41 protein-coding genes are annotated in these 24838 nt (G+C 46.4%); all 41 read right to left on the bottom strand.

Annotated features, from left to right (window positions below; translation table 11 throughout):
• Positions 1–187 precede the first annotated feature (187 nt).
• Positions 188–580 (bottom strand): 30S ribosomal protein S9, encoded by a 393-nt coding sequence (gene rpsI / locus B5066_RS06400; protein ID WP_022794501.1) that lies wholly within the window; start codon positions 578–580, stop codon positions 188–190.
• 20 nt (positions 581–600) lie between these two features.
• A complete protein-coding gene (rplM, locus tag B5066_RS06395; protein WP_079475134.1) occupies positions 601–1038 on the bottom strand; it encodes a 50S ribosomal protein L13 in 438 nt (145 codons plus the stop codon).
• A 223-nt stretch (positions 1039–1261) separates the two neighbouring features.
• Positions 1262–1996, bottom strand: a complete 735-nt coding sequence (locus B5066_RS06390; protein ID WP_079475133.1) for a hypothetical protein — start codon at positions 1994–1996, stop codon at positions 1262–1264.
• A 36-nt stretch (positions 1997–2032) separates the two neighbouring features.
• Positions 2033–2770: a tRNA pseudouridine(38-40) synthase TruA gene (gene truA / locus B5066_RS06385; protein WP_079475132.1), complete on the bottom strand. Its 738-nt coding sequence runs from the start codon at positions 2768–2770 to the stop codon at positions 2033–2035.
• Between the two features lie 19 nt (positions 2771–2789).
• Positions 2790–3587, bottom strand: coding sequence for an energy-coupling factor transporter transmembrane component T family protein (locus B5066_RS06380; protein ID WP_079475131.1), 798 nt, complete (start codon positions 3585–3587; stop codon positions 2790–2792).
• On the bottom strand, positions 3580–4455 hold the full coding sequence (locus B5066_RS06375; protein WP_079475130.1) for an energy-coupling factor transporter ATPase: 876 nt from the start codon (positions 4453–4455) through the stop codon (positions 3580–3582). Before B5066_RS06375 ends, B5066_RS06380 begins: the two co-directional genes overlap by 8 nt.
• A gap of 4 nt (positions 4456–4459) precedes the next feature.
• Positions 4460–5263, bottom strand: coding sequence for an energy-coupling factor transporter ATPase (locus B5066_RS06370; protein ID WP_179124045.1), 804 nt, complete (start codon positions 5261–5263; stop codon positions 4460–4462).
• 137 nt (positions 5264–5400) lie between these two features.
• Positions 5401–5760, bottom strand: a complete 360-nt coding sequence (gene rplQ / locus B5066_RS06365; protein WP_022794495.1) for a 50S ribosomal protein L17 — start codon at positions 5758–5760, stop codon at positions 5401–5403.
• Positions 5761–5796: 36 nt separating this feature from the next.
• Positions 5797–6741: a DNA-directed RNA polymerase subunit alpha gene (locus B5066_RS06360; RefSeq protein WP_079475128.1), complete on the bottom strand. Its 945-nt coding sequence runs from the start codon at positions 6739–6741 to the stop codon at positions 5797–5799.
• Positions 6742–6871: 130 nt separating this feature from the next.
• Positions 6872–7267: a 30S ribosomal protein S11 gene (gene rpsK / locus B5066_RS06355; RefSeq protein WP_079475127.1), complete on the bottom strand. Its 396-nt coding sequence runs from the start codon at positions 7265–7267 to the stop codon at positions 6872–6874.
• 26 nt (positions 7268–7293) lie between these two features.
• On the bottom strand, positions 7294–7662 hold the full coding sequence (rpsM, locus tag B5066_RS06350) for a 30S ribosomal protein S13 (protein ID WP_079475126.1): 369 nt from the start codon (positions 7660–7662) through the stop codon (positions 7294–7296).
• 18 nt (positions 7663–7680) lie between these two features.
• Positions 7681–7794, bottom strand: a complete 114-nt coding sequence (gene rpmJ / locus B5066_RS06345) for a 50S ribosomal protein L36 (RefSeq protein ID WP_079475125.1) — start codon at positions 7792–7794, stop codon at positions 7681–7683.
• A gap of 69 nt (positions 7795–7863) precedes the next feature.
• Positions 7864–8082 carry a translation initiation factor IF-1 gene (gene infA / locus B5066_RS06340; protein WP_026702375.1) on the bottom strand — a complete coding sequence of 73 codons (219 nt, stop codon included), beginning with the start codon at positions 8080–8082 and terminating at the stop codon, positions 7864–7866.
• A 3-nt stretch (positions 8083–8085) separates the two neighbouring features.
• Positions 8086–8394, bottom strand: coding sequence for a KOW domain-containing RNA-binding protein (locus tag B5066_RS06335; RefSeq protein ID WP_143745403.1), 309 nt, complete (start codon positions 8392–8394; stop codon positions 8086–8088).
• Between the two features lie 256 nt (positions 8395–8650).
• Positions 8651–9304: an adenylate kinase gene (locus B5066_RS06330; RefSeq protein ID WP_079475124.1), complete on the bottom strand. Its 654-nt coding sequence runs from the start codon at positions 9302–9304 to the stop codon at positions 8651–8653.
• Between the two features lie 70 nt (positions 9305–9374).
• Positions 9375–10667 (bottom strand): preprotein translocase subunit SecY, encoded by a 1293-nt coding sequence (gene secY / locus B5066_RS06325; RefSeq protein ID WP_079475123.1) that lies wholly within the window; start codon positions 10665–10667, stop codon positions 9375–9377.
• Positions 10667–11107 carry a 50S ribosomal protein L15 gene (gene rplO / locus B5066_RS06320; protein ID WP_079475122.1) on the bottom strand — a complete coding sequence of 147 codons (441 nt, stop codon included), beginning with the start codon at positions 11105–11107 and terminating at the stop codon, positions 10667–10669. The genes secY and rplO overlap by 1 nt, the downstream gene beginning before the upstream one ends.
• Positions 11108–11139: 32 nt before the next feature.
• Positions 11140–11328 carry a 50S ribosomal protein L30 gene (gene rpmD, locus B5066_RS06315; protein WP_079475121.1) on the bottom strand — a complete coding sequence of 63 codons (189 nt, stop codon included), beginning with the start codon at positions 11326–11328 and terminating at the stop codon, positions 11140–11142.
• Positions 11329–11341: 13 nt separating this feature from the next.
• The gene (rpsE, locus tag B5066_RS06310) at positions 11342–11842 is read right to left on the bottom strand and encodes a 30S ribosomal protein S5 (protein WP_079475120.1); all 501 of its coding nucleotides are present in this window, start codon (positions 11840–11842) and stop codon (positions 11342–11344) included.
• Positions 11843–11862: 20 nt separating this feature from the next.
• Positions 11863–12222, bottom strand: a complete 360-nt coding sequence (gene rplR / locus B5066_RS06305) for a 50S ribosomal protein L18 (protein ID WP_079475119.1) — start codon at positions 12220–12222, stop codon at positions 11863–11865.
• 44 nt (positions 12223–12266) lie between these two features.
• The gene (gene rplF, locus B5066_RS06300; protein WP_079475118.1) at positions 12267–12803 is read right to left on the bottom strand and encodes a 50S ribosomal protein L6; all 537 of its coding nucleotides are present in this window, start codon (positions 12801–12803) and stop codon (positions 12267–12269) included.
• A gap of 32 nt (positions 12804–12835) precedes the next feature.
• Positions 12836–13234: a 30S ribosomal protein S8 gene (gene rpsH, locus B5066_RS06295; protein WP_079475117.1), complete on the bottom strand. Its 399-nt coding sequence runs from the start codon at positions 13232–13234 to the stop codon at positions 12836–12838.
• Positions 13235–13298: 64 nt separating this feature from the next.
• Positions 13299–13838, bottom strand: a complete 540-nt coding sequence (gene rplE / locus B5066_RS06290) for a 50S ribosomal protein L5 (protein WP_079475116.1) — start codon at positions 13836–13838, stop codon at positions 13299–13301.
• 31 nt (positions 13839–13869) lie between these two features.
• Positions 13870–14193, bottom strand: a complete 324-nt coding sequence (gene rplX / locus B5066_RS06285; RefSeq protein WP_079475115.1) for a 50S ribosomal protein L24 — start codon at positions 14191–14193, stop codon at positions 13870–13872.
• Between the two features lie 47 nt (positions 14194–14240).
• The gene (rplN, locus tag B5066_RS06280) at positions 14241–14609 is read right to left on the bottom strand and encodes a 50S ribosomal protein L14 (protein WP_079475114.1); all 369 of its coding nucleotides are present in this window, start codon (positions 14607–14609) and stop codon (positions 14241–14243) included.
• 32 nt (positions 14610–14641) lie between these two features.
• A complete protein-coding gene (gene rpsQ / locus B5066_RS06275) occupies positions 14642–14908 on the bottom strand; it encodes a 30S ribosomal protein S17 (RefSeq protein WP_079475113.1) in 267 nt (88 codons plus the stop codon).
• 23 nt (positions 14909–14931) lie between these two features.
• Positions 14932–15135 carry a 50S ribosomal protein L29 gene (rpmC, locus tag B5066_RS06270; protein WP_079475112.1) on the bottom strand — a complete coding sequence of 68 codons (204 nt, stop codon included), beginning with the start codon at positions 15133–15135 and terminating at the stop codon, positions 14932–14934.
• On the bottom strand, positions 15125–15559 hold the full coding sequence (rplP, locus tag B5066_RS06265) for a 50S ribosomal protein L16 (RefSeq protein ID WP_079475111.1): 435 nt from the start codon (positions 15557–15559) through the stop codon (positions 15125–15127). The genes rpmC and rplP overlap by 11 nt, the downstream gene beginning before the upstream one ends.
• A gap of 1 nt (position 15560) precedes the next feature.
• Positions 15561–16220 carry a 30S ribosomal protein S3 gene (gene rpsC / locus B5066_RS06260; RefSeq protein ID WP_079475110.1) on the bottom strand — a complete coding sequence of 220 codons (660 nt, stop codon included), beginning with the start codon at positions 16218–16220 and terminating at the stop codon, positions 15561–15563.
• A gap of 3 nt (positions 16221–16223) precedes the next feature.
• Entirely contained in the window at positions 16224–16565 is a 342-nt protein-coding gene (gene rplV / locus B5066_RS06255; RefSeq protein WP_022794473.1) for a 50S ribosomal protein L22, read from the bottom strand.
• A 23-nt stretch (positions 16566–16588) separates the two neighbouring features.
• Positions 16589–16867, bottom strand: coding sequence for a 30S ribosomal protein S19 (gene rpsS / locus B5066_RS06250; RefSeq protein WP_079475109.1), 279 nt, complete (start codon positions 16865–16867; stop codon positions 16589–16591).
• A 60-nt stretch (positions 16868–16927) separates the two neighbouring features.
• Positions 16928–17767 carry a 50S ribosomal protein L2 gene (gene rplB / locus B5066_RS06245; RefSeq protein ID WP_079475108.1) on the bottom strand — a complete coding sequence of 280 codons (840 nt, stop codon included), beginning with the start codon at positions 17765–17767 and terminating at the stop codon, positions 16928–16930.
• Positions 17768–17799: 32 nt separating this feature from the next.
• On the bottom strand, positions 17800–18087 hold the full coding sequence (gene rplW, locus B5066_RS06240) for a 50S ribosomal protein L23 (protein ID WP_079475107.1): 288 nt from the start codon (positions 18085–18087) through the stop codon (positions 17800–17802).
• Positions 18087–18710, bottom strand: coding sequence for a 50S ribosomal protein L4 (gene rplD / locus B5066_RS06235; RefSeq protein ID WP_079475106.1), 624 nt, complete (start codon positions 18708–18710; stop codon positions 18087–18089). The genes rplW and rplD overlap by 1 nt, the downstream gene beginning before the upstream one ends.
• Before the next feature lie 18 nt (positions 18711–18728).
• Positions 18729–19370 carry a 50S ribosomal protein L3 gene (gene rplC, locus B5066_RS06230; protein WP_079475105.1) on the bottom strand — a complete coding sequence of 214 codons (642 nt, stop codon included), beginning with the start codon at positions 19368–19370 and terminating at the stop codon, positions 18729–18731.
• Positions 19371–19413: 43 nt separating this feature from the next.
• On the bottom strand, positions 19414–19725 hold the full coding sequence (gene rpsJ / locus B5066_RS06225; protein ID WP_027847395.1) for a 30S ribosomal protein S10: 312 nt from the start codon (positions 19723–19725) through the stop codon (positions 19414–19416).
• A 314-nt stretch (positions 19726–20039) separates the two neighbouring features.
• On the bottom strand, positions 20040–21230 hold the full coding sequence (gene tuf / locus B5066_RS06220; RefSeq protein WP_079475104.1) for an elongation factor Tu: 1191 nt from the start codon (positions 21228–21230) through the stop codon (positions 20040–20042).
• Positions 21231–21360: 130 nt separating this feature from the next.
• Positions 21361–23439 carry an elongation factor G gene (gene fusA, locus B5066_RS06215; RefSeq protein ID WP_079475103.1) on the bottom strand — a complete coding sequence of 693 codons (2079 nt, stop codon included), beginning with the start codon at positions 23437–23439 and terminating at the stop codon, positions 21361–21363.
• A gap of 51 nt (positions 23440–23490) precedes the next feature.
• Positions 23491–23961 (bottom strand): 30S ribosomal protein S7, encoded by a 471-nt coding sequence (gene rpsG / locus B5066_RS06210; RefSeq protein ID WP_079475102.1) that lies wholly within the window; start codon positions 23959–23961, stop codon positions 23491–23493.
• Positions 23962–24000: 39 nt separating this feature from the next.
• Complete coding sequence (gene rpsL / locus B5066_RS06205) at positions 24001–24420, bottom strand: 30S ribosomal protein S12 (protein WP_022794463.1); 420 nt, start codon at positions 24418–24420, stop codon at positions 24001–24003.
• A 118-nt stretch (positions 24421–24538) separates the two neighbouring features.
• Positions 24539–24790: a 50S ribosomal protein L7ae-like protein gene (locus B5066_RS06200; RefSeq protein ID WP_079475101.1), complete on the bottom strand. Its 252-nt coding sequence runs from the start codon at positions 24788–24790 to the stop codon at positions 24539–24541.
• Positions 24791–24838: the final 48 nt, after the last annotated feature.

The raw sequence follows: 24838 nt of genomic DNA, 5'->3' as shown, positions 1-24838 counted from the left end.
CACACCTTCCTTCTCTAGACTATAACTGTAACTATTGGAAACATTCCGTATCTAGCATACCGTTTTTAAGAAGCAGATTTCAAACGTTTACAACTATAACCTGCCGCTTTTCTCTACATATAAACAAATCAGGTAAAAAAACTCCCTCTGCTGAATGCAGAAGGAGTTTTTGAGTGAAGAGATGAAATTAACGCTTCGAGAACTGTGGCGCACGACGTGCTGCTTTGAGACCGTATTTTTTACGTTCTTTCATACGTGCATCACGAGTCAGGTAGCCTTCAGATTTCAGTGTAGGACGGAAATCCGGGTCTACTTTCAAGAGGGCGCGTGCTACTCCGTGACGGATCGCACCAGCCTGGCCGGTGAAGCCGCCGCCTCTTACAGTGACTTTAATGTCATAAGAACCTTCCGTGCCAGTAGCAGCGAGTGGCTGCTTTACAACGAGTTTCAATGTTTCAAGGTTGAAATACTCGTCGAGTTCACGGTCGTTTACAGTGATTTTTCCATCGCCTGGCTCAAGAAAAACTCTAGCCGATGAGTTTTTCCGGCGTCCAGTACCGTAGTATTGTACTTGTGCCAAATGTAGTCCCTCCTTTTATTTTAACCGCGCAGTTGCAGTTCTTCTGGTTGTTGTGCGTGATGTTTGTGCTCTGGACCTTCGTATACGAATAACTTCTTGCCTTGTTCACGGCCAAGAGTGTTTTTCGGAAGCATGCCTTTAATAGCAATTTCGAGCATTTTTTCTGGTTTCTCACGGCGCATGTCGTCTGCGCGTGTAGATCTCAGTCCACCCGGATAACCGCTGTGGCGGTGATAATACTTTTGAGAAAGCTTTTTCCCGGTAAGGTGAATTTTCTCTGCATTAATGATAATTACATTATCGCCAACGTCAATGTGCGGGGTGTATTGTGGCTTAGTTTTACCGCGAAGGATTGCAGCGACTTCACTGGCAAGACGTCCGAGTGTCTGGCCTTGTGCGTCTACTACGTACCATTTGCGTTCTACCTCGCCTGGCTTAGCCATGTATGTCGTACGCATAGTTGTTTCCCTCCTAAATCAATTCTCTGCCGATTATATCATCGATCACTTGTCTTATTTACGCTCATCATTCCGTATCCCGGGGCAGTGGGACGTGAAATGCCAAATAACATCGTATAATAACAGGGACCAAATGTCAATGTTAAAACACCAGGAAACGTTGTTTTTTTGTAGTCAATTTCCTCCAGAGCCAAATAAGCTTTCAACTGACCTAAAAAGACTGTTAACGCACGAGTAACCAAAGTACTGTGTACAGAGCACAGCCAGCGGCAAAATAACGAAAAGTGCTCTTTCTGTGCTGCGGTATCTCTTCTTGCATCACTTGATAAATAATCCCCCCGGAAATAAACGCATAGATAATTGACACCCACTCGTCCTTTAAGTCAACGAGCAAGCCGAAAAGCCAGCCCACCAAAACCCCCGTTACTAAAAACCACCGGCCAAATTTATCAAAGAGACGATGGTTAATGGAGCGCATGCTGATATCTGAGGTTAGCAGATAGACCGAAAGCGCTGCGAAATAAAAAACAGTTTCCTTCGCTGTCCCCATTTGCCCATGAAGCAGCAAATAACCCACAACCAGATTAAACAATGTATAGAACGTAAGTGGAATCAAAAAATATAAGTTTCCGCTTCGAAGACGGTTTCTGACGCTGCCTTCCCTATGAAATGAGTGAGCCACCTTTCCCAGTCCATAGGTTAAAAGCATCCCGGCCATAGCCACCAGGTAAGCATCATTATTTACCGTTTCTAAAAAAGCAGTACTCGTTTCGCTGTCGATCTGCTTTTGAGTCGTGCTTAAGTTTGGCAAAGTAATAGAAAAAACGTACGCGATAGCTACCCCGCCAGAGATTGAAATCAGCTTACGGCGGCTTGCATTAGATATATAACCAACAAACTTCACAGCCACGTGGATAGCAGCAAAAACAAGAACAAACAGAAAACTAACAAATGTCATTACTTCAGCTCCCTTATTTTCAACCAAAACTGTAAGTCAGTAGTTCACCCTCCATAGATACAGCCCATGGCCGGGGGCCGTGTTACCCGCAGCCGCACGCTCTTTTGATTCAATAATAGTTTTTATTTCCTCTGGGTGGCGATTCCCTTTCCCCACCTCAAGAAGCGTCCCTACAGCAATACGAATCATATTGTACAAAAAGCCTGACCCGCGGAACGTAAACCACAGCTCGTCTCCCTCAAGCCTGGCCTCGGCTTCATACACTGTCCGGGTTTTCTCTGTTACATCAGTATTGGAAGCACAAAAGGAAGAAAAGTCGTGCTCTCCTTTAATGTAGTAGGCAGCCCTCTGCACGGCTTCCACATCTGTAGGATAAGGGTAATAAAAAGCATGGTTCCGGCGGAAGACGTCCCTTTCTTTACGTAGCAGCACACAGTACCGGTACTCTTTTTCCACCGCGTCAAAACGTGCGTGAAAATCGTCATCGGCATACACAGAGTGCCAGACGTGGATATCTTTTGGCAGAAAAGTTTCGAGGGCCTTCCCCCATTTATGCTCCGGCAGCTGCAGCGGAGAATCGAAGTGGAAGACCTGGCCTTTTGCGTGCACGCCTGAGTCCGTCCTTCCCGAAGCATGAATTGGCACGTGAACTTCTTTATGCATTTTCTGCAGCGCCTCTTCGATTTCTCGCTGGACGGTCCGGCGTCCCGGCTGCACCTGCCAGCCTTCAAAAAACGTACCATCATACGCCACTGTTGCTTTCACTCTCGGCACCGGGCTCTCCTCCTTTCAATTACTGGCGTAAAAACAATAAAATAACTCCAAACACCGCGATCAGGCAACAACACAAAGTATCCCGCCATCCCCACACGAGCAGACGAAGTTTGGTGCGTCCTTCGCCTCCGTTATAGCCGCGGGCCTCCATAGCATAGGCTAAATCTTCCGCCCGGCGGAAAGCACGTACAAATAACGGCACCAAAAGTGAAACAAACGCCTGCATCCGGTCCCGCATGGAGCCTTTGTTGAAGTCAGCACCGCGGGCCGTCTGGGCTTTAATAATTTTTTCTGTTTCCTGCAGCAGCGTAGGAATAAACCGGATCGCAATCGACATCATCATCGCTACATCGTAGGCGGGAAACTTAAAGCGCTCGAGTGGGGAGAACATTTGCTCCAGTGCATCTGTAAGGTCAATCGGGCTTGTCGTCAGCGTTAAGAGCGATGTAAAGTATACGAGCAGCAGCAGACGTAGAGAAATAAACAATCCCTGACGGATGCCTTCCTCATAAAAAGAAAACATACCAATAGAAAAAAGCACCTCGCCGTCTCTTGTGAAAAAAGCATGCAGAAAGAAAGTTAATATTACTAAAATGAATACAGGAAACATCCCCTTGCGAATATACCGAAACGGCACCCCCGAGAGAAAATAAACGGCTATCGCTGCACCTCCAAAAAGCGCGTACCCGTGCCAGCTGTTCACAAGAAAAATAACAATAATTAAAAAAACAACGGCGGCAATTTTCGCCCGGGGGTCCATGTGATGGAGATAGGAGCGCCCGGGCAGGTACTGGCCAATAATAACATTTTCAAACACGCGGCACCCCTCCATTCTGAACCGCCCGCCGCCAATAGTCAGCAGCTTCGGCCGGAGAAAGCTGATAATGCGGAAAACGGATGCCGCTGTCCTGTTCAATTTGTTGGAGCACCTGTACCTGTTCCGGAATATCCAGATCCATCTCCTGCAGCTTTTTCCGCTGGGCATAAATAGTTTCGGGCTCTCCCTGCATTTTGATCTCTGCATCCTCCATCACGTACATATACTCAGCAAAGGCGGCCGCTTCTTCCATTTGATGTGTAATCATGATTGTGGTCGGCTGATACGTACGCTGCCAATTCATAAACAGTTTCAGGATTTCTTTTTGTCCCTGGGGATCGAGCCCCGCAGTTGGTTCATCCAAAATAAGAATATCCGGATTGGTGGCAAGCACTCCAGCAATTGCGACCCGCCGCATCTGGCCCCCGCTCAGCTCGAACGGGGAGCGCTTGAGCAGTGACTCACTGAGCCCCACCTGCTGCAGTAGCTCTGGAAGCTTCTTTTGGATTTCCGCTACATCCATCCCTTTATTTTTCGGCCCAAACAACAAATCCTTTTCCACCGTTTCCTCGAACAGCTGATGTTCAGGATACTGAAATACCATGCCGACATGACTCCGCACCGCTTTGACTGTTTTCCGTTTTGTTTTGGCTTCGAGATGATGTTCTCCTACGCTCACCACTCCTGCGGAAGGCTTCAACAGCCCATTGATATGCTGCACGAGCGTCGATTTCCCCGATCCTGTACGCCCTATTACAGCTGTTACTGAAGAAGCACGAAAATACGCATTTACGTTTTTGAGTGCCAATGTTTCAAAAGGCGTTTTTTGCATGTACACATGGCTTACGTCCTGAAAATTCACATCCATGCTGCTACTCTCCTTCAACCATGGTACGGAGCGTTCGCATATCGATTCTCCGCTTCTTTGCTTCCTGATAGAGCTGGTATTTATAGGGAAGTGGCATCCCTTCCGCTTCCATCCATTCCAGCTGATCTGGAATGTTTTTTGTCGTAATATCTTTTTCGATACGCCCTGCTTTCATGAACCAAATACGATCAGACTTAAAAGCTTCTTCGAGATAATGCGTAATGGAGATAATAGTAATACCTGATTCACGGCACAGCCGGCTCATTGTTTCCAAAATTTCTTTTCTGCCGTTTGGATCAAGCATCGAGGTTGATTCATCAAACACCATTACCTGCGGTCGCAAAGCAAGGATCCCAGCTATCGCTGCCCGTTGCTTCTGGCCTCCGGACAGACGGTGCGGCTCCATATGTAAAATGTGTTCAATGTTTACCCATTGGCTGACTTCCTTAATTCGTTCAAGCATCACTTCACGCGGAACACCAGCGTTTTCCATGCCAAAAGCAATATCGTCACGCACTGTCGGCGCCACAAACTGGTGCTCCGGGTTTTGAAAAACCATCCCAACCTCCTGCCGAATCATTTGCAAAGCCTTATCATCCGCGGTGTTTTTTCCTAACACATGCACTGAGCCCTCTGTTGGCTGAGACAGGCCATTAAAAAGACGGGAGAGTGTTGATTTTCCAGAACCGTTAGCTCCTATAATTGAAAGCCATTCCCCGCGATGGACATCTTTGGTTAATCCTTTTAATACCTTTTCATCACTCTCTTCGTATTGATACTCGAGCTCCCGGAGTTCAATAATTGCCACGCCCTCTCCCCTCCCTTTAATGTTCAATTTTTACATAGAAAAAAAGCAAGACGCAGTCTTTACAGACATCGTCCTGCCTCTTTTACCTATAACCTTCATTTGCAAATGAAAGAAATGTATAAACGAGGACTTCCCGTTTATACAAGTTCGATGATAGCCATTTCAGCAGCATCCCCACGGCGCGGTCCAAGTTTCAGTACGCGCGTGTAGCCGCCTTGACGGTCTTCATAACGAGGGCCAATTTCAGAGAACAATTTTTGAACAGCATCCTGTCCTTCTTCATTAGCTGTCTCCTTGCGGACAAATGCAGCGGCCTGACGGCGGGCGTGCAAATCTCCACGTTTTCCGAGAGTAATAATTTTTTCTGCGATCGGCTGTACCTCTTTTGCTTTAGCGTGAGTAGTTTCAATCCGGCCGTTAATAATAAGGTCGGTCGTCAAATCACGAAAAAGTGCTTTTCTTGCCGACGTGTCGCGTCCAAGCTTTGAGTATGGCATTACAATTCCCTCCTTTAATCAAACAAGTATTTATGCTTAGTCCTCTTCGCGTAAACCGAGGCCGAGTTCACCTAATTTTTCCTGAACTTCTTCCAGCGATTTGCGCCCGAGGTTGCGGACTTTCATCATATCTTCCTCTGACTTTTGCGTCAGTTCCTGCACAGTATTGATACCAGCGCGTTTCAGGCAGTTGTAGGAACGCACCGAAAGATCAAGTTCTTCAATCGTCATTTCAAGTACTTTTTCTTTTTGGTCTTCCTCTTTTTCCACCATAATTTCCGCATTCTGTGCCTGGTCGGTCAACCCGATAAAGATATTCAAATGCTCATTCATAATTTTTGCCCCAAGCGATACTGCCTCTTCGGGACGGATGCTTCCGTCTGTCCAAACGTCCAACGTTAACTTATCATAGTTGGTAATTTGTCCGACACGAGTATTCTCCACCTGGTAATTCACACGCTCTACTGGCGTATAAATAGAATCAATAGGAATAACACCAATTGGAAGGTCGTCGCTGTTGTTTCCTTCAGCCGGGACATAGCCGCGCCCGCGATGAGCGGTAAGGCGCATATGCAAATTGGCGTTTTTTGATAATGTGGCAATGTGAAGATCCGGATTCAGGATTTCCACGTCGCTGTCATGCGTAATGTCACGAGCAGTTACTGTACCTTCTCCCTGCACGTCCACCTCGAGCACTTTTTCATCATCAGAGTACACTTTTAAAGCAAGCTTTTTCAAATTCAAAATAATGGTTGTTACGTCTTCAAGTACGCCTTCAATCGTAGAAAACTCATGAAGAACTCCATCGATCTGAACCGTAGAAACTGCTGCTCCCGGTAACGAAGATAAGAGAATACGACGCAGGGAATTCCCCAGGGTAGTACCATAACCACGTTCCAATGGTTCAACAACAAATTTGCCAAACTTGGCATCCTCGCTCACTTCGACCGCTTCAATGTTAGGCTTTTCAATTTCGATCATTTGTTTGCGTACCCTCCTTCAAACGTCGTACATCCGGCAGCCGGTGCCGGAAATAAGGAAAACAGGAAAGCGGACTGCAAAAGCACTCCTTCTAACCTGCATCCTTTGCAATAGTCATGTTCGCTTTCAGTTATGCACGTGGACGTTTTGGCGGGCGGCACCCGTTATGAGGGACTGGCGTTACATCACGAATGACCGTAACTTCTACCCCGGTTGCCTGAAGAGAACGAATTGCAGCTTCACGTCCAGCTCCTGGACCCTTCACTGTAACTTCTACGCTTTTCAATCCGTGTTCCATCGCAGCTTTTGTTGCTGTCTCTGCAGTCATTTGAGCTGCGAACGGAGTGGACTTACGGGAGCCTTTGAAACCAAGCACTCCAGCGCTTGCCCATGCAAGTGTGTTTCCCTGCACGTCCGTAATGTTTACAATCGTGTTGTTAAACGTCGAGCGGATATGAGCCACACCCGACTCTATATTCTTGCGCTGGCGGCGTTTACGTGGTGCGTTCGACTTTGTTTTTGCCATAATAGGTAACCTCCTTTATAAATAAATTATTTGCGTTTGTTTGCTACTGTACGACGCGGGCCTTTACGGGTACGGGAATTGTTTTTCGTGTTTTGTCCGCGAAGCGGCAGCCCACGGCGGTGACGAATTCCACGATAGCTTCCGATTTCCATCAAGCGTTTGATATCGAGGGAAGTTTCACGGCGAAGATCCCCTTCTACCGTATGATTGTTATCAATAGCCGTACGGATACGGGCCAGCTCGTCTTCTGTTAAATCACGTACGCGGGTGTTCTGGTCAACATCAGCTTCGTTCAGAACTGTCACTGCAAGCGACTTGCCAATGCCGTATACGTAAGTGAGTGAAATAGCAATACGCTTATCGCGCGGAATATCTACTCCTGCAACACGTGCCATGCGGGCACCTCCTTTTTATTATCCTTGTCTTTGTTTATGCTTCGGGTTCGAGCAAATTACCATTACCGAACCTTTACGGCGAATAACTTTACAATTGTCACAAATCTTTTTAACGGAAGGTCTTACTTTCATTTCCATTTACCTCCTTCACTGCATACATGCCATGCATTGGTAAGAGTGCTCAAGAATAACTCTGCGGGTCTATTTATAGCGGTACGTAATACGCCCGCGGGAAAGATCGTACGGTGAAATTTCTACAGTTACTTTATCACCCGGGAGAATCCGGATGAAATGCATACGGATTTTGCCGGAAACATGCGCTAAAATTTTGTGTCCATTTTCAAGCTCAACACGAAACATAGCGTTTGGAAGAGGTTCAATGACCGTGCCTTCCATTTCAATAACATCATCTTTGGCCATGAATTAATTCTCCTTTTCAAATAAGGCTTCTTGTTCAAAAAAGGTGTAAAGAGCGTGCCGGATTTTCGCGTTAGTCACTCGGCCGGTCTCAGTTAAACTTGACTGTACTTCCGGCGAAATATACGAAAGTAATTCTACGTGGGACGTGTTTTTCTTCTTTCCCCGATCGAACTTTCGTCTTTCCCCGTCAGCCAACATGAGAAACTTATCGTCCAGCACGTCAATTACTACCGCGTACTGACCAGCTTCACGCCCCCGGGTCACTCGAACGATTTGTCCCAGATCGGGTCGCCTTGACTCCGAATCTTTCATGCATGCATCCTCTTTTCCTTAGGCTTCGTTAGGATTTAGCAACCTGGCTGCTGTTTTACACGGCCTGGGCTGTCCAACCATCGGAGAGGGTGTATACGTGTTTGCTCTAGGCAAATTCAGTGTACCCCTAAAATGATGGTATTGCATCATGTTCCCGGATCGCATCCGATAAGCAGTTTCATAGTTAATCATGAAACGTTGCTGCCACATCGCACTTCCCGTATTATAACGAGTTTCCGACCCTTTTTACAAACAATCATGCACGAAGGTCTTTCAAGAGTGCTTCAATGTCATGAAATACGTTATCTATATCCTGATCTCCATCGATGTTACGGAGATATCCTTTTTCTTTATAGAAATCAATCAACGGCTGCTGTTGTTCAATGTTTACTTCCAAACGGCGCTTAACCGTTTCTGGTTTATCATCATCGCGCTGAACAAGTTCACTTCCATCTACATCATCAACGCCTTCCTGCTTCGGCGGGTTGTAAATAACATGATACGTTCTGCCGGAGGAAGGGGAAACGCGACGGCCGGTAAGACGTTCTTCAAGTTTTTCTTTTGGAACATCAATGTTCAGTACGTAGTCAAGCTGCCTGCCCATATCCGAAAGCATTTTTTCCAATGCCCCGGCTTGTGCCGGAGTTCTAGGAAAACCATCGAGCAAGAATCCGTTCCGGCAGTCTTCTTTTTGCAAACGTTCTTCAACAATACCGTTTGTGACTTCATCTGGAACTAAATCACCAGCATCCATGTAAGACTTTGCCTGTCTGCCAAGCTCGGTCTCTTCTTTAATGGCTGTGCGGAACATGTCCCCAGTAGAAATGTGGGGAATATTGTATTCTTCACTAATTGTTGCAGCCTGCGTGCCTTTTCCAGCACCCGGCAGCCCCATCAATATCAGATTCACGCTATCTCCTCCAACGACTATTTTACCCGAAGGGAAGCGGCATAGGCGAGCTTCATCTTCGAGGCCAATTCTATTTAATGAAACCGCGATAGTTCCGTTTAACTAACTGGCTTTCTACTTGCTTCATCGTTTCCAAAGCTACCCCTACAACGATTAGAAGGCCTGTGCCGCCAATTTGAATCGACTGTGGGAGACCCATCTGTGTGATGAAAAAGACTGGAATGATGGCAACCACGGTTAAAAACAGGGCTCCGACAAATGTAAGCCTGTAAAGCGTCCGCCGGATGTACTTTTCAGTGGCAAACCCTGGGCGTATGCCAGGAATGTAGCCACCCTGCTTTTTCAGGTTCTCCGTCATTTGTTCGGGATTCACCTGGACAAAGGCATAAAAGTACGTAAACGCAATGATTAAAGCTGCATATACGACCATTCCTATAGGCTGCGTATAATCAAAGTTATTTACAATCCAGTTGGCAATCGCATTTTCCTCACCAATAAAGCTTGCTGCTGTCGGCGGAAAAATAAATAATGCCAACGCAAAAATAACCGGGATAACCCCTGCAGCGTTCACTTTTAAAGGAAGGTGTGTGGACTGTCCGCCAACCGGGCTCCGTCCAACAGTTCGTTTTGCATATTGAATAGGAATTTTGCGCAGCGCCTGCTGTACAAAAATGACGCCTACAATAATAGCAAGAACTGCTACTGCCAGAAGCGCTATAGTGATAATGCCTATATATAACTCTCCGCCAGCATCCTGGATCTGCGTTGCATAAATTTGGTTGATCCCATTAGGAATACCCGCCGCAATACCGGCAAAGATCAGGATAGAGATACCGTTCCCCACACCTTTTGCAGTGATTTGCTCACCAAGCCACATTAAAAAAGCCGTGCCGGCTGTCATTATCAACGCAATAAATATATATTTAGCAACATTTGGGTTCGGAATAAGGCCTGGAAAATAGTTGTTAAACCCAACAGACATTCCAAGTCCCTGAACAAATGCAAGAACAATAGTGAAATAACGGGTGAACTGATTCAGTTTCCGTCTTCCTGTTTCCCCCTGTTTTGCCCATTCCGAAAATTTAGGCACAACGTCCATACGAAGCAATTGTACCACAATTGAAGCGGTAATGTATGGCATGACGCCCATCGCAAATATGGAATACTGCGACAGCGCCCCGCCTCCAAACGTGTTCAAAAAGCCAAATGCACTTGCTTCATCAGAGAAATTCAGCACCTGACGGTTTGTCCCAGGCACCGGAATAAAACTTCCGATCCGAAATATAATCAACATGACTAAGGTGAACAACACCTTGTTTCGAATGTCACTCACACGAAACATGTTGATAATCGTGCGGAACATTAGACCACCTCGGTTTTTCCGCCCGCTGCTTCAATTGCTTGCACTGCTGAAGCAGAGAACTTGTTCGCGTGCACTTGAAGCTCTTTCTCCAACTTGCCGTTGCCTAGAATTTTCACGCCATCTTTGTATTTGCTGATTACGCCTTTTTCAAGCAACGTCTCTGGAGTAATTGTTGTACCATTGTCGAAGCTGTTGAGCGTTTCCACATTTACAATAGCATAGTCTTTACGATTAATGTTCGTAAAGCCGCGTTTTGGCAGACGCTTGAAGATAGGGTTTTGCCCACCTTCAAAACCTGGACGTACACCACCGCCGGAACGAGCGTTCTGTCCTTTATGTCCGCGGCCGGAAGTTTTGCCGTTGCCGGAAGCCGGTCCCCGGCCAACACGGTTACGCTGTTTGTTTTTGCCTTTTGCAGGCTGAAGTTCGTGGAGTTTCATGATGCCACCTCCCTGTCATTTAGGAATGAGATTTATTGGTCCAGTTCTTTTACCGTCAGCAAGTGAGACACTTTATTCACCATACCGCGGATTGCAGGATTGTCTTCTTTTACTACCGTACGGTTTATTTTATGCAAACCAAGTGTACGGACTGTTACGCGCTGATCTTCCGGACGTCCGATCATGCTGCGGCTAAGGGTAATTTCCAATTGTTTGGCCATTTGCTTTCCCCCCTTATCCTAACAATTCTTCGACGCTCTTACCACGCAATTTAGCTACTTCTTCTGCTGTTTTCAAAGAAGTTAATCCGTCGATAGTAGCGCGAACCATGTTAATAGGATTGTTGGAACCAAGAGATTTCGACAGAATGTCCTGTACGCCGCCAAGCTCTAAGATGGCACGTACTGGTCCGCCAGCGATCACTCCGGTACCTTCAGATGCAGGCTTCAACAGAACGTTGCCTGCGCCAAAGTGACCAGTGATTTCGTGTGGAATAGTTGTTCCTACGATAGGAATTTGCACAAGGTCCTTTTTAGCATTTTCTACCGCTTTACGGATTGCTTCCGGTACTTCGAGAGCTTTCCCCTGGCCAAAGCCGACATGGCCGTTACGGTCTCCAACTACTACGAGTGCTGCAAAGCGGAAGTTACGTCCACCTTTTACCACTTTTGCCACACGATTGATAGTTACAACGCGTTCTTCAAGTTCCAGTTTGTTCGGATCAATACCTTGCATTCTTGTCCCTCCCTTGCTTTTTAGAATTTTAGTCCGTTTTCCCGGGCTGCTTCAGCGAGTTCTTGAACACGGCCGTGATAAACAAATCCACCCCGGTCAAAAACGACTGTATCATAGCCTTTTTCCGTAGCACGCTTGGCGAGAGTTTCCCCGATTTTACGGGCTGCCTCTTTATTGCCGCCATTTTCGATTCCGGAATTTCTTTCCATTGTCGAAGCTGCTACCAGTGTCACCCCTGCTTCGTCGTCGATCAGCTGCGCATAGATATGCTTTGCAGAACGGAAAACGTTCAGGCGAGGGCGTTCTGGTGTACCGCTGATTTTACGGCGGATACTCATATGGCGTTTTTTGCGTTTTTCATAGCTTGTTGCTTGAGCCATCGTACAGTTCCTCCTTTCGTGCTTGTTACGATGTTAATTAACAATTATTTACCCGTCTTACCTTCTTTACGGCGAACTTCTTCTCCTTCGTAGCGGATTCCTTTGCCTTTATATGGTTCAGGAAGACGTACAGAGCGAATGTTGGACGCTACAGCACCAACGCGTTCTTTATCAATACCGCGAACGGTCACTTTTGTGTTAGAAGGCACTTCAATATCGATTCCTTCCTCGGAAACGAATTCTACCGGGTGGGAGTAACCAACGTTTAGTACCAGCTTTTCACCGGATTTCTGCGCACGATAACCTACACCGACGAGCTCAAGATTCTTTTCATAACCTTTTGTTACGCCTTCTACCATGTTGTTTACAAGGCTTCGGGTCGTACCGTGGAGCGAGCGGTGCTCTTTATTATCAGAATGGCGTTCGAAAGTTACTTCCGACTCTCCAAGATTCACAGTGATAACCGGGTGAAGTTCACGGCTCAATTCACCTTTTGGTCCTTTGACTGTAACTGTATTTCCATCTTTAGCGATTGTCACGCCTTCTGGAATTTCGATTGGTTTCAGGCCAATACGAGACATACTGCACACCTCCGTTCTTTATAACGATTTTATTACCAAACGTATGCGAGAACTTCGCCGCCCACGTTTTGCTTTCTTGCTTCTTTATCAGACATAACGCCTTTAGATGTAGAAATTACTGCGATACCAAGTCCGCCCAGCACTTTAGGAACCTCGTTGGATCCTGCATAAACACGGAGACCTGGTTTACTGATACGTTTGATACCAGAAATAACTTTTTTGTTTTCTGTACCAGTTTTTAAGAATAAGCGGATCATTCCCTGTTTTTTATCATCGACATATTCAACGTCGCGAATGAAACCTTCCAGCTTGAGGATTTCAGCGATTTCTTTTTTCAGGTTCGATGCAGGAAATTCTACTTTCTCGTGGTTCACCATGTTTGCGTTGCGGATACGAGTCAGCATATCAGCAATCGGATCTGTCATGACCATTTGAATACCTCCCTCCCAGTTACGGGGTCGTGCGCCGGCTGCTGCCGGCGTTTACGTGAATAATTTATTTTTGAAACGGCATGCCCATTTGATTGAGCAGTTCGTAAGATTCTTCATCAGTCGAAGCAGTAGTAACGATAACGATATCCATTCCGCGTACTTTTTCTACCTGATCGTAGGAAATTTCCGGGAAGATCAATTGTTCACGTACACCGAGTGTGTAGTTACCACGGCCGTCAAATGCTTTGTTTGACACCCCGCGGAAGTCACGGACACGTGGAAGCGTGACGTGGATTAATTTTTCCAGGAAGTCATACATACGTGCTCCGCGCAAAGTTACCTTTGCACCGATTGGCATACCTTCACGAAGTTTAAATCCTGCAATAGAACGTTTTGCTTTTGTAATCAAAGGCTTCTGCCCGCTGATTGCTTCCAGCTCTTCTACTGCTTTATCCAATGAGCGAGGGTTTTGTACTGCTTCCCCGACACCCATGTTAATAACAATTTTATCAACCTTCGGTACTCCCATTACGGAAGAATAGTCGAATTTCTCGTGCAGACTCGGTACGATTGATGTTTGATACTTTTCTTTTAAAGCGTTCATTCGTGTGACCTCCTCTCGTCCTTTGTCTTACTTAGTTCAGGGCTTCACCTGATTTTTTGGCGACACGTACTTTTTTGCCGTTCTCTACCTTGTGACCAACCCGTGTTGGTTCGCCGGATTTCGGATCAAGCGGCATAACGTTTGATACGTGAATGGCAGCTTCTTGGTTTAAGATACCGCCTTGTGGGTTTTCCTGGGAAGGCTTCGCATGTTTTTTCACGATGTTCACACCTTCAACGATTACACGCTCCTGCGCAGGCATTGCTTTAAGGATTACGCCTTCTTTGCCTTTATCCTTGCCGCTGATTACTTTTACTTTTTCACCCTGTTTAACATGAAGCTTATTTTGGGCCATTTTCGCACCTCCTTAACGGGACATCACGACTTCGCATGATATTTGTATTACAGCACTTCCGGTGCAAGGGAGATAATTTTCATATACTGCTCGTCACGAAGCTCTCTTGCTACTGGACCAAAGATACGTGTTCCACGTGGTCCTTTGTCCGTACGTACGATTACGGCTGCGTTTTCGTCAAAGCGAATGTAAGAACCGTCTGGACGGCGGACGCCGCTGCGGGAACGTACAATAACTGCCTGGACAATCTCGCCTTTTTTGACAACGCCCCCTGGTGTTGCTTGTTTGACAGAGCACGTAATCATGTCACCGATGTTAGCAGTTTTACGGCCGGAACCGCCTAGAACTTTTATACACTGGACTTCGCGGGCACCAGAGTTATCCGCTACTCTTAAGCGTGATTCTTGTTGGATCATAGGTCACGGTACCTCCTTTCTTTAAAAACGATTTAAAGAATAACTGATTCTTCTATTACTTTCACGAGACGAAAACGCTTGTCTTTCGACAATGGGCGGGTTTCCATGATTTGGACGATATCGCCAACTTTTGCAATGTTTTCTTCATCGTGGGCTTTAAACTTTTTGGAGTCTCTGACACGTTTGCCGTACAACGGGTCTTTTTTATACGTTTCAACAACAACGGCAATCGTTTTATCCATTTTATCGGATGTCACGCGACCGTTATAAACCTTACGGTTGTTACGTTCTTCAGCCATATTGGTTTAACCTCCTTTTCCTTTTAGCCTTTGTTCATCCCGAGTTCACGTTCACGCAAAACGGTTTTGGCACGTGCAATATCTTTTCTTACGGTACGGATGCGGGCGGGATTTTCCAACTGACCGGTTGCTAATTGAAAACGAAGGTTAAAAAGTTCTTCTTTCAGGCTTTTCGTCTGATCTTCGATTTCAGTTGTGGTTAGATCTCTCAATTCATTAGCTCTCATTTGCCTCACCACCCACTTCTTCGCGTTTCACAAATTTCGTTTTGACCGGTAACTTGTGAGCTGCAAGTCTCAATGCCTCACGGGCAACCTCTTCGTTAACCCCGGCAATTTCAAACATGATTTTCCCTGGTTTTACAACTGCTACCCAGCCTTCAGGAGAACCTTTACCGGAACCCATGCGGACTTCAAGGGGTTTAGCTGTGTATGGCTTATCCGGGAAAATTTTAATCCAGACTTTACCGCCACGTTTCATATAACGGGTCATAGCAATACGTGCAGATTCAATCTGGCGGTTCGTAATCCAGGAAGCTTCGACTGCCTGCAGTCCGTATTCACCAAAAGTGATCTCTTTGCCGCCTTTTGCACGGCCTCTCATTTTGCCACGGTGTTCGCGACGATATTTTACGCGTTTTGGCAATAACATATTATTTGCCTCCTTCCTCTTGATTCGTTCCTTTCGTTGGAAGGACTTCTCCGCGATAAATCCAGATTTTCACACCTAGTTTACCGTACGTTGTGTCTGCTTCTGCAGTGCCGTAATCAATGTCAGCACGCAACGTATGGAGAGGTACTGTTCCTTCACTGTATCTTTCAGAGCGGGCGATGTCAGCGCCGCCTAAGCGTCCGTTTACTTCTGTACGGATCCCTTTTGCTCCTGCGCGCATCGTACGCTGAATGGATTGTTTCATAGCACGACGGAAAGAAATGCGGTTTTCAAGCTGGCGGGCAATGTTTGCCGCTACGAGACGGGCATCCATATCTGCCTGTTTTACTTCTGCGATGTTAATGTGTACTCGCTTGCCAGTCAAGTTATTCAATTCTTTACGAAGCGACTCTACTTCTGAACCTCCACGGCCGATAACCATGCCTGGTTTCGCAGTGTGGATCGTAATGTTTACACGGTTTGCCGCACGTTCAATTTCTACTGTGGAAATTGAAGCGTCCACGAGCTTCGTTTCGATGTGGCGGCGTACTCTGTAGTCTTCATGAAGCAAATTCGCGTATTCTTTTTCCGAATACCATTTCGATTCCCAATCACGGATGACTCCAACACGAAGTCCGATAGGATTAACTTTTTGTCCCACGCGTTATCCCTCCTTTTTTTCTTCGACGATTACAGTAATGTGGCTCGTACGTTTGTTAATGCGGCTTGCGCGTCCCATTGCCCGTGGGCGGAAACGTTTGAGTGTTACTCCTTCGTCTACGAATGCTTGGCTGATGTAAAGATTTTCTGGTTCCATCTCATAGTTGTGCTCTGCGTTGGCGATGGCAGAGTTAATAACTTTCTCAACAATCGGAGACGCCGACTTTGGCGTGTTCTTAAGGATGGCAATAGCTTCTCCGACGGATCTTCCCCGGACTAGGTCTATCACAAGACGAGCCTTGCGGGGGGCGATACGGATCTGCTTTGCTACTGCTTTTGCTTCCATGTTTCTTTACCTCCCCTCAGGTCTTATCTTTTCGTTTTTCTATCGTCATTTTTATGGCCTTTAAATGTTCTCGTTGGTGCGAATTCACCAAGTTTATGGCCTACCATATCTTCAGATACATAAACAGGTACGTGCTTGCGTCCGTCGTACACTGCAATCGTGTGGCCGACAAATTCCGGAAATACTGTGGAACGGCGCGACCAGGTACGAATAACTTCTTTATTGTCCGATTCGTTCAGTCTCTCGATTTTATTCATCAAGTGCAAGTCGACGAAAGGTCCTTTTTTTAAACTACGACCCATGAGAGAACCTCCTTTCGCGATTAACCTGCGATTCCGGAGAACCGCAGCTTCATCTTTTTATTATTTTTTCTTACGGCGACGGCCCCGTACGATATATTTATTAGAATCTTTATTGCGTTTTCTTGTTTTATAGCCAACTGCTGGCTGACCCCAAGGGGATACAGGTGCAACGCGTCCGATTGGTGCACGGCCTTCACCACCACCGTGTGGGTGATCGCTAGGGTTCATTGCGGAACCACGAACGTGTGGACGTTTGTTTAACCAACGGGAACGACCGGCTTTACCGATGTTCACCAGTTCATGCTCTACGTTGCCAACCTGGCCGACAGTTGCGCGGCAGGAGGCGAGGATTAAGCGAGTTTCTCCGGAACGAAGACGCACAAGTACGTACTTACCTTCTTTACCGAGAACCTGTGCTTCAGCACCAGCAGAACGAACGAGCTGTCCGCCGCGGCCCGGCTTCAATTCGATGTTGTGAATAACAGTACCTACTGGGATATCACGAAGATCAAGTGCGTTACCAAGTTTAATATCTGCATTCGAACCAGCCATGATTTCCTGGCCGATTTTCAGCCCTTTTGGAGCAAGGATGTACCGTTTTTCGCCATCAACGTAGTTGATAAGCGCAATATTTGCTGAACGGTTTGGATCATACTCGATTTCAGCAACTTTACCTGGTACGTCATTTTTATTACGTTTAAAGTCAATAACGCGGTATTGACGTTTATGCCCGCCGCCCTGGTGACGACTGGTCATACGACCCTGGTTATTACGGCCGCCTTTTTTGTGAAGCGGCTCAAGCAGCGAACGCTCTGGTGTTTCTGAAGTGACTTCGCTGTGCTTGTTTACCGACATGTGACGGCGGCCGTTTGTGGTCGGTTTATACTTTTGGATAGCCATGCTCATTTCCCTCCTTCGTATCTATTTGTTAATTAAGCACCTTCGAAGAATTCAATATCTTCGCTATCAGCTGTAAGCGTCACGATCGCTTTTTTACGGTTTGGTTTATACCCTTCATGACGGCCAAAACGACGGAATTTACCTTTTTTGTTCATTGTATTTACCTGTTCTACCTGAACATCAAAGATTTCTTCAACCGCGTTTTTGATTTGGAATTTATTAGCTTTCACGTCTACTTCAAACGTGTATTTCTTTTCATCCATCAAGTCAGCGGAGCGTTCTGTAATAACGGGTTTTTTAATCACGTCACGTGCTTCCATTATGCGAACACCTCCTCTACTTTCTTCACGGCGTCCTGTGTAATAACCAATTTGTCATGTTTAACAACGTCTAGGACGTTTAAACTGCCTGCCGTGAGGAATGTTACATTAGGAAGATTGCGCGCGGACAATCCGACGGTTTCATCGTCGTCGCCGGTAACAATCAATACCTTGGTATCAATGGAAAGAGAAGAAAGTACTTTAACCATCTCTTTCGTTTTTGGAGCCTCAAATTTCAGCTCATCAAGTACGACAAGGTCATTTTCCTGTGCTTTGCTTGCGAGTGCTGATTTGATAGCCAGACGGCGAACTTTCTTTGGAAGTTTATAGCCGTAGGATCTTGGCGTCGGCCCGAATACGATACCACCTTTCACCCATTGCGGGGAACGGATGGAACCTTGGCGGGCCCGGCCTGTGCCTTTTTGGCGCCACGGCTTGCGTCCGCCGCCGCGACGTTCGGAACGATTTTTTACCTTGTGCGTTCCTTGTCGTAACGATGCTTGCTGCATGATTACTGCGTCATACAGAACATGCTCATTTGGTTCAATACCGAATACAGTGTCTGCCAGTTCGATATCTCCTACGCGGGAACCGGTTTGGTTTAGTAAATCTACTGTTGGCATCTTGCGCCCTCCTTTCTATTATGCTTTTTCAGTGTTTGCTTTTACAGCGTTTTGTACTGTTACATAACTGCGTTTCGCACCAGGAACGTTGCCCTTAACTAAAAGTACGTTACGTTCGGTATCTACTTTAACAATCTCCAGATTTTGTACAGTAACTGTGTTGTTACCCATACGTCCAGGGAGCTTTTTGCCTTTCAATACGTGGTTAGGGTCGATAACACCCATAGCACCTGGGGCACGGTGGAAACGGGAGCCGTGCGTCATTGGTCCGCGGGATTGGTTGTGGCGCTTAATAGCACCTTGGAAGCCTTTCCCTTTGGATTTTCCTGTGACGTCTACGATGTCTCCTTCTGCAAATGTTGCTACACTGACCTCTTGACCAACCTCGTAATCCTCTGGGTTTGTCCCGCGGATTTCTCTAACGAAGCGCTTGGGGGTCGTATTTGCTTTCTCAGCATGTCCTTTTTCCGGTTTGATTGCGCGTGCTTCTTTTTTGTCGTGGAAACCTAGCTGAATAGCTTCGTATCCATCGGACTCAGTAGTTTTCTTTTGAAGCACAACGTTTGGTTCTGCTTCAATGACCGTAACTGGAAGCAGTTCGCCGTTTTCTTTAAACAATTGCGTCATGCCGAGTTTTTTACCCAAGATTCCTTTGGCCATGAGTCACACCTCCTAATAAATTTTAGTTTTCATATATTTGTTATTATAATTTGATTTCGATATCTACACCTGACGGTAAATCTAAACGCATAAGCGAATCTACCGTTTGCGGCGTTGGCGTCAAAATGTCGATTAAACGTTTATGTGTACGCATTTCAAATTGCTCACGAGCATCTTTAAATTTGTGCGTAGCACGAAGGATTGTATAAACAGATTTCTCTGTTGGCAATGGAATCGGTCCAGAAACACCTGCACCAGAACGTTTTGCCGTGTCTACAATCTTTTCAGCGGATTGATCCAACACTCTGTGATCATACGCTTTTAAACGAATACGAATTTTTTCATTAGCTGCCATTAAAAGCCCTCCTTCTCGTCCGATTTTACAGACATACTCCGCGAAAATTTCCTCACACCTGATCATGGCAATGGACCCGGGTGTGTCAGCAACCTTCCGCATCATCGCCTGACCGTGGATGAATATAGAAGTATTTCTATGTCTCCCATGGTCACACTTCATCTATTATAGTGATCGTTCGCCTTTTACGCAAGGGTTTTTTCAAAAAATCTTTTCCGGCCTCCCCCTTTTTCTTTTTCAGCTTTCAGAGTATTTATATAGAAGAAATAAAAAACCCCTAATGCTTTTCAGCATTAGGGGAGAATAACCGGTGATTATTTTTGAATGGTAGAAACAACGCCGGCGCCAACTGTACGGCCGCCTTCACGAATAGAGAACTTGGTTCCTTCTTCGATAGCGATTGGGTTGATAAGCTCAACTGTCATTTCTACGTTATCGCCAGGCATTACCATTTCAACGCCTTCAGGCAGCTGGATGATGCCAGTTACGTCCGTCGTACGGAAGTAGAACTGCGGGCGATAGTTAGAGAAGAATGGAGTATGACGTCCACCTTCGTCTTTGGAAAGTACATAAACTTCTGCTTTGAAGTTAGTGTGTGGAGTAATCGAACCTGGCTTTGCAAGAACTTGGCCACGTTTGATGTCATCACGGGACACACCGCGGAGAAGCGCGCCAATGTTGTCGCCAGCTTCTGCATAGTCAAGAAGCTTACGGAACATTTCCACACCAGTAACCGTGGATTTACGGGAGTCTTCATCGATACCGATGATTTCAATTTCATCCCCAACGTTAAGAACGCCACGTTCAACACGGCCAGTTGCAACTGTACCACGGCCTGTGATAGAGAATACGTCCTCTACAGGCATCATGAACGGCTTGTCTTTGTCGCGGTCTGGAGTTGGAATGTAGTTGTCTACAGCTTCCATCAGTTCAAGAATTTTGTTTTCGTACTCTTGATCGCCTTCAAGGGCTTTCAGAGCAGAACCGCTGATGATTGGTACATCGTCGCCAGGGAAGTCATATTCAGACAAGAGGTCACGAACTTCCATTTCAACGAGTTCGAGAAGCTCTTCATCGTCTACCATGTCAACTTTGTTTAAGAAAACAACGATGGATGGTACACCAACCTGACGGGAAAGCAGGATGTGCTCACGAGTCTGAGGCATTGGGCCGTCAGCTGCGGAAACAACGAGAATCGCTCCGTCCATTTGAGCTGCACCGGTGATCATGTTTTTAACATAGTCCGCGTGACCTGGGCAGTCTACGTGTGCATAGTGACGGGAATCAGTTTCGTACTCTACGTGTGCAGTAGAGATCGTAATCCCACGCTCACGCTCTTCAGGTGCACCGTCGATTGCGTCATAAGCCATAGCCGTTCCGCGGGAATATTTTTTGTGAAGTACTGTTGTGATCGCAGCAGTCAAAGTTGTTTTACCATGGTCAACGTGACCGATAGTACCAATGTTCGCATGCGTTTTCGAACGGTCAAATTTTTCTTTTGCCATTATAATTGTCCTCCCTTTATTTCAGGTAATTAATGTTGTATAGCAGCCAGGCGGGCGCTGCTATCAGTAAACGCCCTACCTTAGCTTACAATAAATCGGTCGTGCATACAATCATCAAGCTGCCGGATTTTTACTGTCCTGTTGCCTGCTTGATAACATCTTCAGAAACACTTTTTGGCACTTCTTCGTAATGATCGAAGAACATGGAATACGTTCCGCGGCCCTGCGTGTTGGAACGAAGAGTCGTGGCGTAGCCAAACATCTCAGCAAGCGGTACGAACGACCGGATAACCTGAGAATTGCCTCGTGCTTCCATACCGTCCACACGGCCACGGCGGGATGTTACATCGCCCATCACGTCGCCCATGTATTCTTCTGGAACCACGATATCTACTTTCATCAATGGTTCCAGCAGTACCGGCTTACATTTTTGCTTTGCTTCACGCAGAGCCATGGAAGCTGCTACCTTAAATGCCATCTCGTTAGAGTCGACATCGTGGTAGGAACCATCAAATAAAGTAGCTTTTACGTCGATTACCGGATAACCGGCGAGCATTCCGCTTTGAAGAGAATCTTCAATACCGGCCTGCACGGAAGGTACGTATTCACGAGGTACCACACCACCGACAATTTTGTTTACAAATTCAAAGCCGGCGCCTTCTTCGTTTGGCTCAAATTTGACCCAAACGTGTCCGTACTGCCCGCGACCACCGGACTGACGTACGAATTTACCTTCGCAGTTAGCTTCCTGGCGGATTGTTTCACGATAGGATACCTGAGGGGCACCTACGGTCGCTTCTACTTTGAATTCCCGTTTTAAACGGTCAACGATGATATCAAGGTGAAGCTCACCCATACCTTTGATGATCGTTTGTCCGGTTTCTTCGTCTGTTTCCGTCTGGAAAGTAGGATCCTCTTCTGCAAGCTTTCCGAGGGCGATACTCATTTTATCATGGTCCGCCTTCGACTTCGGCTCAACAGACAAGGAAATAACCGGTTCCGGGAAGTCCATCGATTCAAGCACGATGTTGTCTTTCTCTGCCACCAAAGTGTCCCCGGTGCTCGTATCCTTCAAGCCGACACCCGCTGCAATATCACCGGCATATACCGTTGAAATTTCTTCACGGGAGTTTGCGTGCATTTGAAGAATACGGCCCACGCGTTCACGTTTGTCCTTGGTGGAGTTTCTGACGTACGAGCCGGAAGTGAGTGTACCCGAGTATACACGGAAGAAAGTCAACTTGCCGACATAAGGGTCTGTGGCCACTTTAAATGCCAGCGCAGAGAATTTTCCGTTGTCGTCTGCCGGGCGCTCTTCCTCTTCTTCCGAATCCGGATATTTCCCTTTAATTGCAGGAACATCCAATGGAGATGGAAGATAATCGAGCACAGCGTCGATCATGAGCTGCACACCTTTGTTTTTAAAGGCAGAACCACAAAGTACTGGATAAAACTCAACGTTCAGCGTTCCTTTACGGATAGCCAGCTTGAGTTCTTCATTTGTAATTTCTTCCTCTTCAAGGTATTTCATCATAAGCTCTTCATCAAGCTCGGATACAGCTTCTACCAGCTTCTGGCGGTATTCCTGCGCTTGAGCCTGATATTCTTCCGGTATTTCACGGGCTTCCGCACGGGTTCCAAGGTCATCGAGGTAGTAGTAAGCCTGCATCTCGATTAAATCAATAATTCCTTCAAAATCATCTTCAGCACCGATCGGAAGCTGAATTGCCTGAGCATTCGCTCCGAGACGTTCTGTCAGTGTGCTCAAGGAATAAACGAAATCCGCCCCTACCTTGTCCATCTTGTTAACAAAAACAATACGTGGAACATGGTAAGTAGTCGCCTGGCGCCATACAGTTTCTGTCTGCGGCTCCACGCCAGACTGAGCATCCAATACCGCAACAGCTCCGTCAAGCACACGCAGGGAACGTTCCACCTCTACGGTGAAGTCTACGTGACCTGGAGTGTCGATAATATTGATGCGGTGATTTTTCCATTGGGCTGTCGTCGCAGCGGAGGTAATAGTAATACCACGCTCTTGTTCCTGCGACATCCAGTCCATTTGAGAAGCACCTTCATGGGTTTCACCAATTTTATGGATACGACCCGTGTAATAAAGGATACGCTCTGTTGCTGTTGTTTTCCCAGCATCAATGTGAGCCATGATCCCGATATTACGGGTCTTTTCCAAGGAGAATTCACGTGCCATGGACTTTCTTTCTCCTTCCATTCATCAAAGTAGTATTTTCCGCAGTATTGCTTACCAGCGGTAGTGAGCAAACGCTTTGTTTGCTTCAGCCATACGATGAGTATCTTCACGACGCTTAACAGCAGATCCTGTGTTGTTGGAAGCATCAAGAATTTCATTTGCAAGACGCTCTTCCATGGTTTTCTCTCCACGAAGACGGGCGTAGCTTACGATCCAACGAAGTGCCAGAGTGGTACGACGGTCTGGTTTAACTTCGATTGGTACTTGATAGTTAGCTCCCCCTACGCGGCGGGCTTTTACTTCCAATACAGGCATAACGTTTTTCATGGCCTGATCGAAAACTTCCATCGGATCCTGACCGGAACGCTCCTGTACGAGGTTAAATGCTCTGTATAGGATATTTTGCGCTTTTCCTTTTTTACCATCATTCATTACACGGTTGATCATACGAGTAACAAGCTTGGAGTTATAAATAGGATCAGGCAGAACATCACGGCGTGGTGCTGGTCCTTTACGAGACATAAATCCTCCTCCTTTCTTTATATTATGAATTAGCTGTTATTATTTCTTTTTCTTCCCGCGCTTAGTTCCGTATTTGGAACGGCTTTGCATGCGGTTTTGTACGCCGGCAGTATCAAGGGCGCCACGAACAACGTGATAACGCACACCAGGAAGGTCCTTAACACGGCCTCCACGGATCAATACTACACTGTGCTCCTGGAGATTGTGGCCAATACCAGGAATGTATGCTGTAACCTCGATTTGGTTAGTCAGGCGAACACGTGCATACTTACGAAGAGCCGAGTTTGGCTTCTTCGGGGTAAGTGTGCCTACACGAGTACATACACCACGTTTTTGCGGAGCATTTTGATCTGTTGGGACTTTACGCAAGCTATTGTAACCTCGGTTCAACGCCGGAGAATCAGTCTTTTTAGTCTTCATCTGACGGCCTTTACGAACCAGCTGATTAATAGTTGGCATAGTTGTTTTCCTCCTTTCCGACTAAGTTATTTCAAGACCACCGTTCCAGGTGGTTCATTGATAAGCAAAATGAAAGTTTTTGCCAATGAGGCCCGAAAACCCCACCAGCAAAAACTCGTTATTGCTTTTTTAAAGCGATCGTAGCCGCTCCTACATCAATTCCGCAAGCTTTTCCAAGTTTTTTCATCGAATCGACAAACTGGATGGAAACACTGCTTTCATTTGCCGCTTTAAGAATGCGCTGCTGAATTTCTACAGCTGCATCTGCTGCCACAATGATTTCGGAAGCTGTGCCATGTTCAATCGCTTTAAGCGTTTGTTTAGTTCCAATTAAAACTTCGTCAGCCTGTGTTACTTTTTCATAAGACATCATTCATCCTCCAAAGCACAGGAGCTTAACGCACCTTAGATAGCATAT

Source organism: Marinococcus halophilus, from assembly GCF_900166605.1.
GTDB classification, from domain to species: domain Bacteria; phylum Bacillota; class Bacilli; order Bacillales; family Marinococcaceae; genus Marinococcus; species Marinococcus halophilus.
Note: the sequence above shows the minus strand (reverse complement) of the source record. Positions and strands in the feature narration are given on the sequence as shown.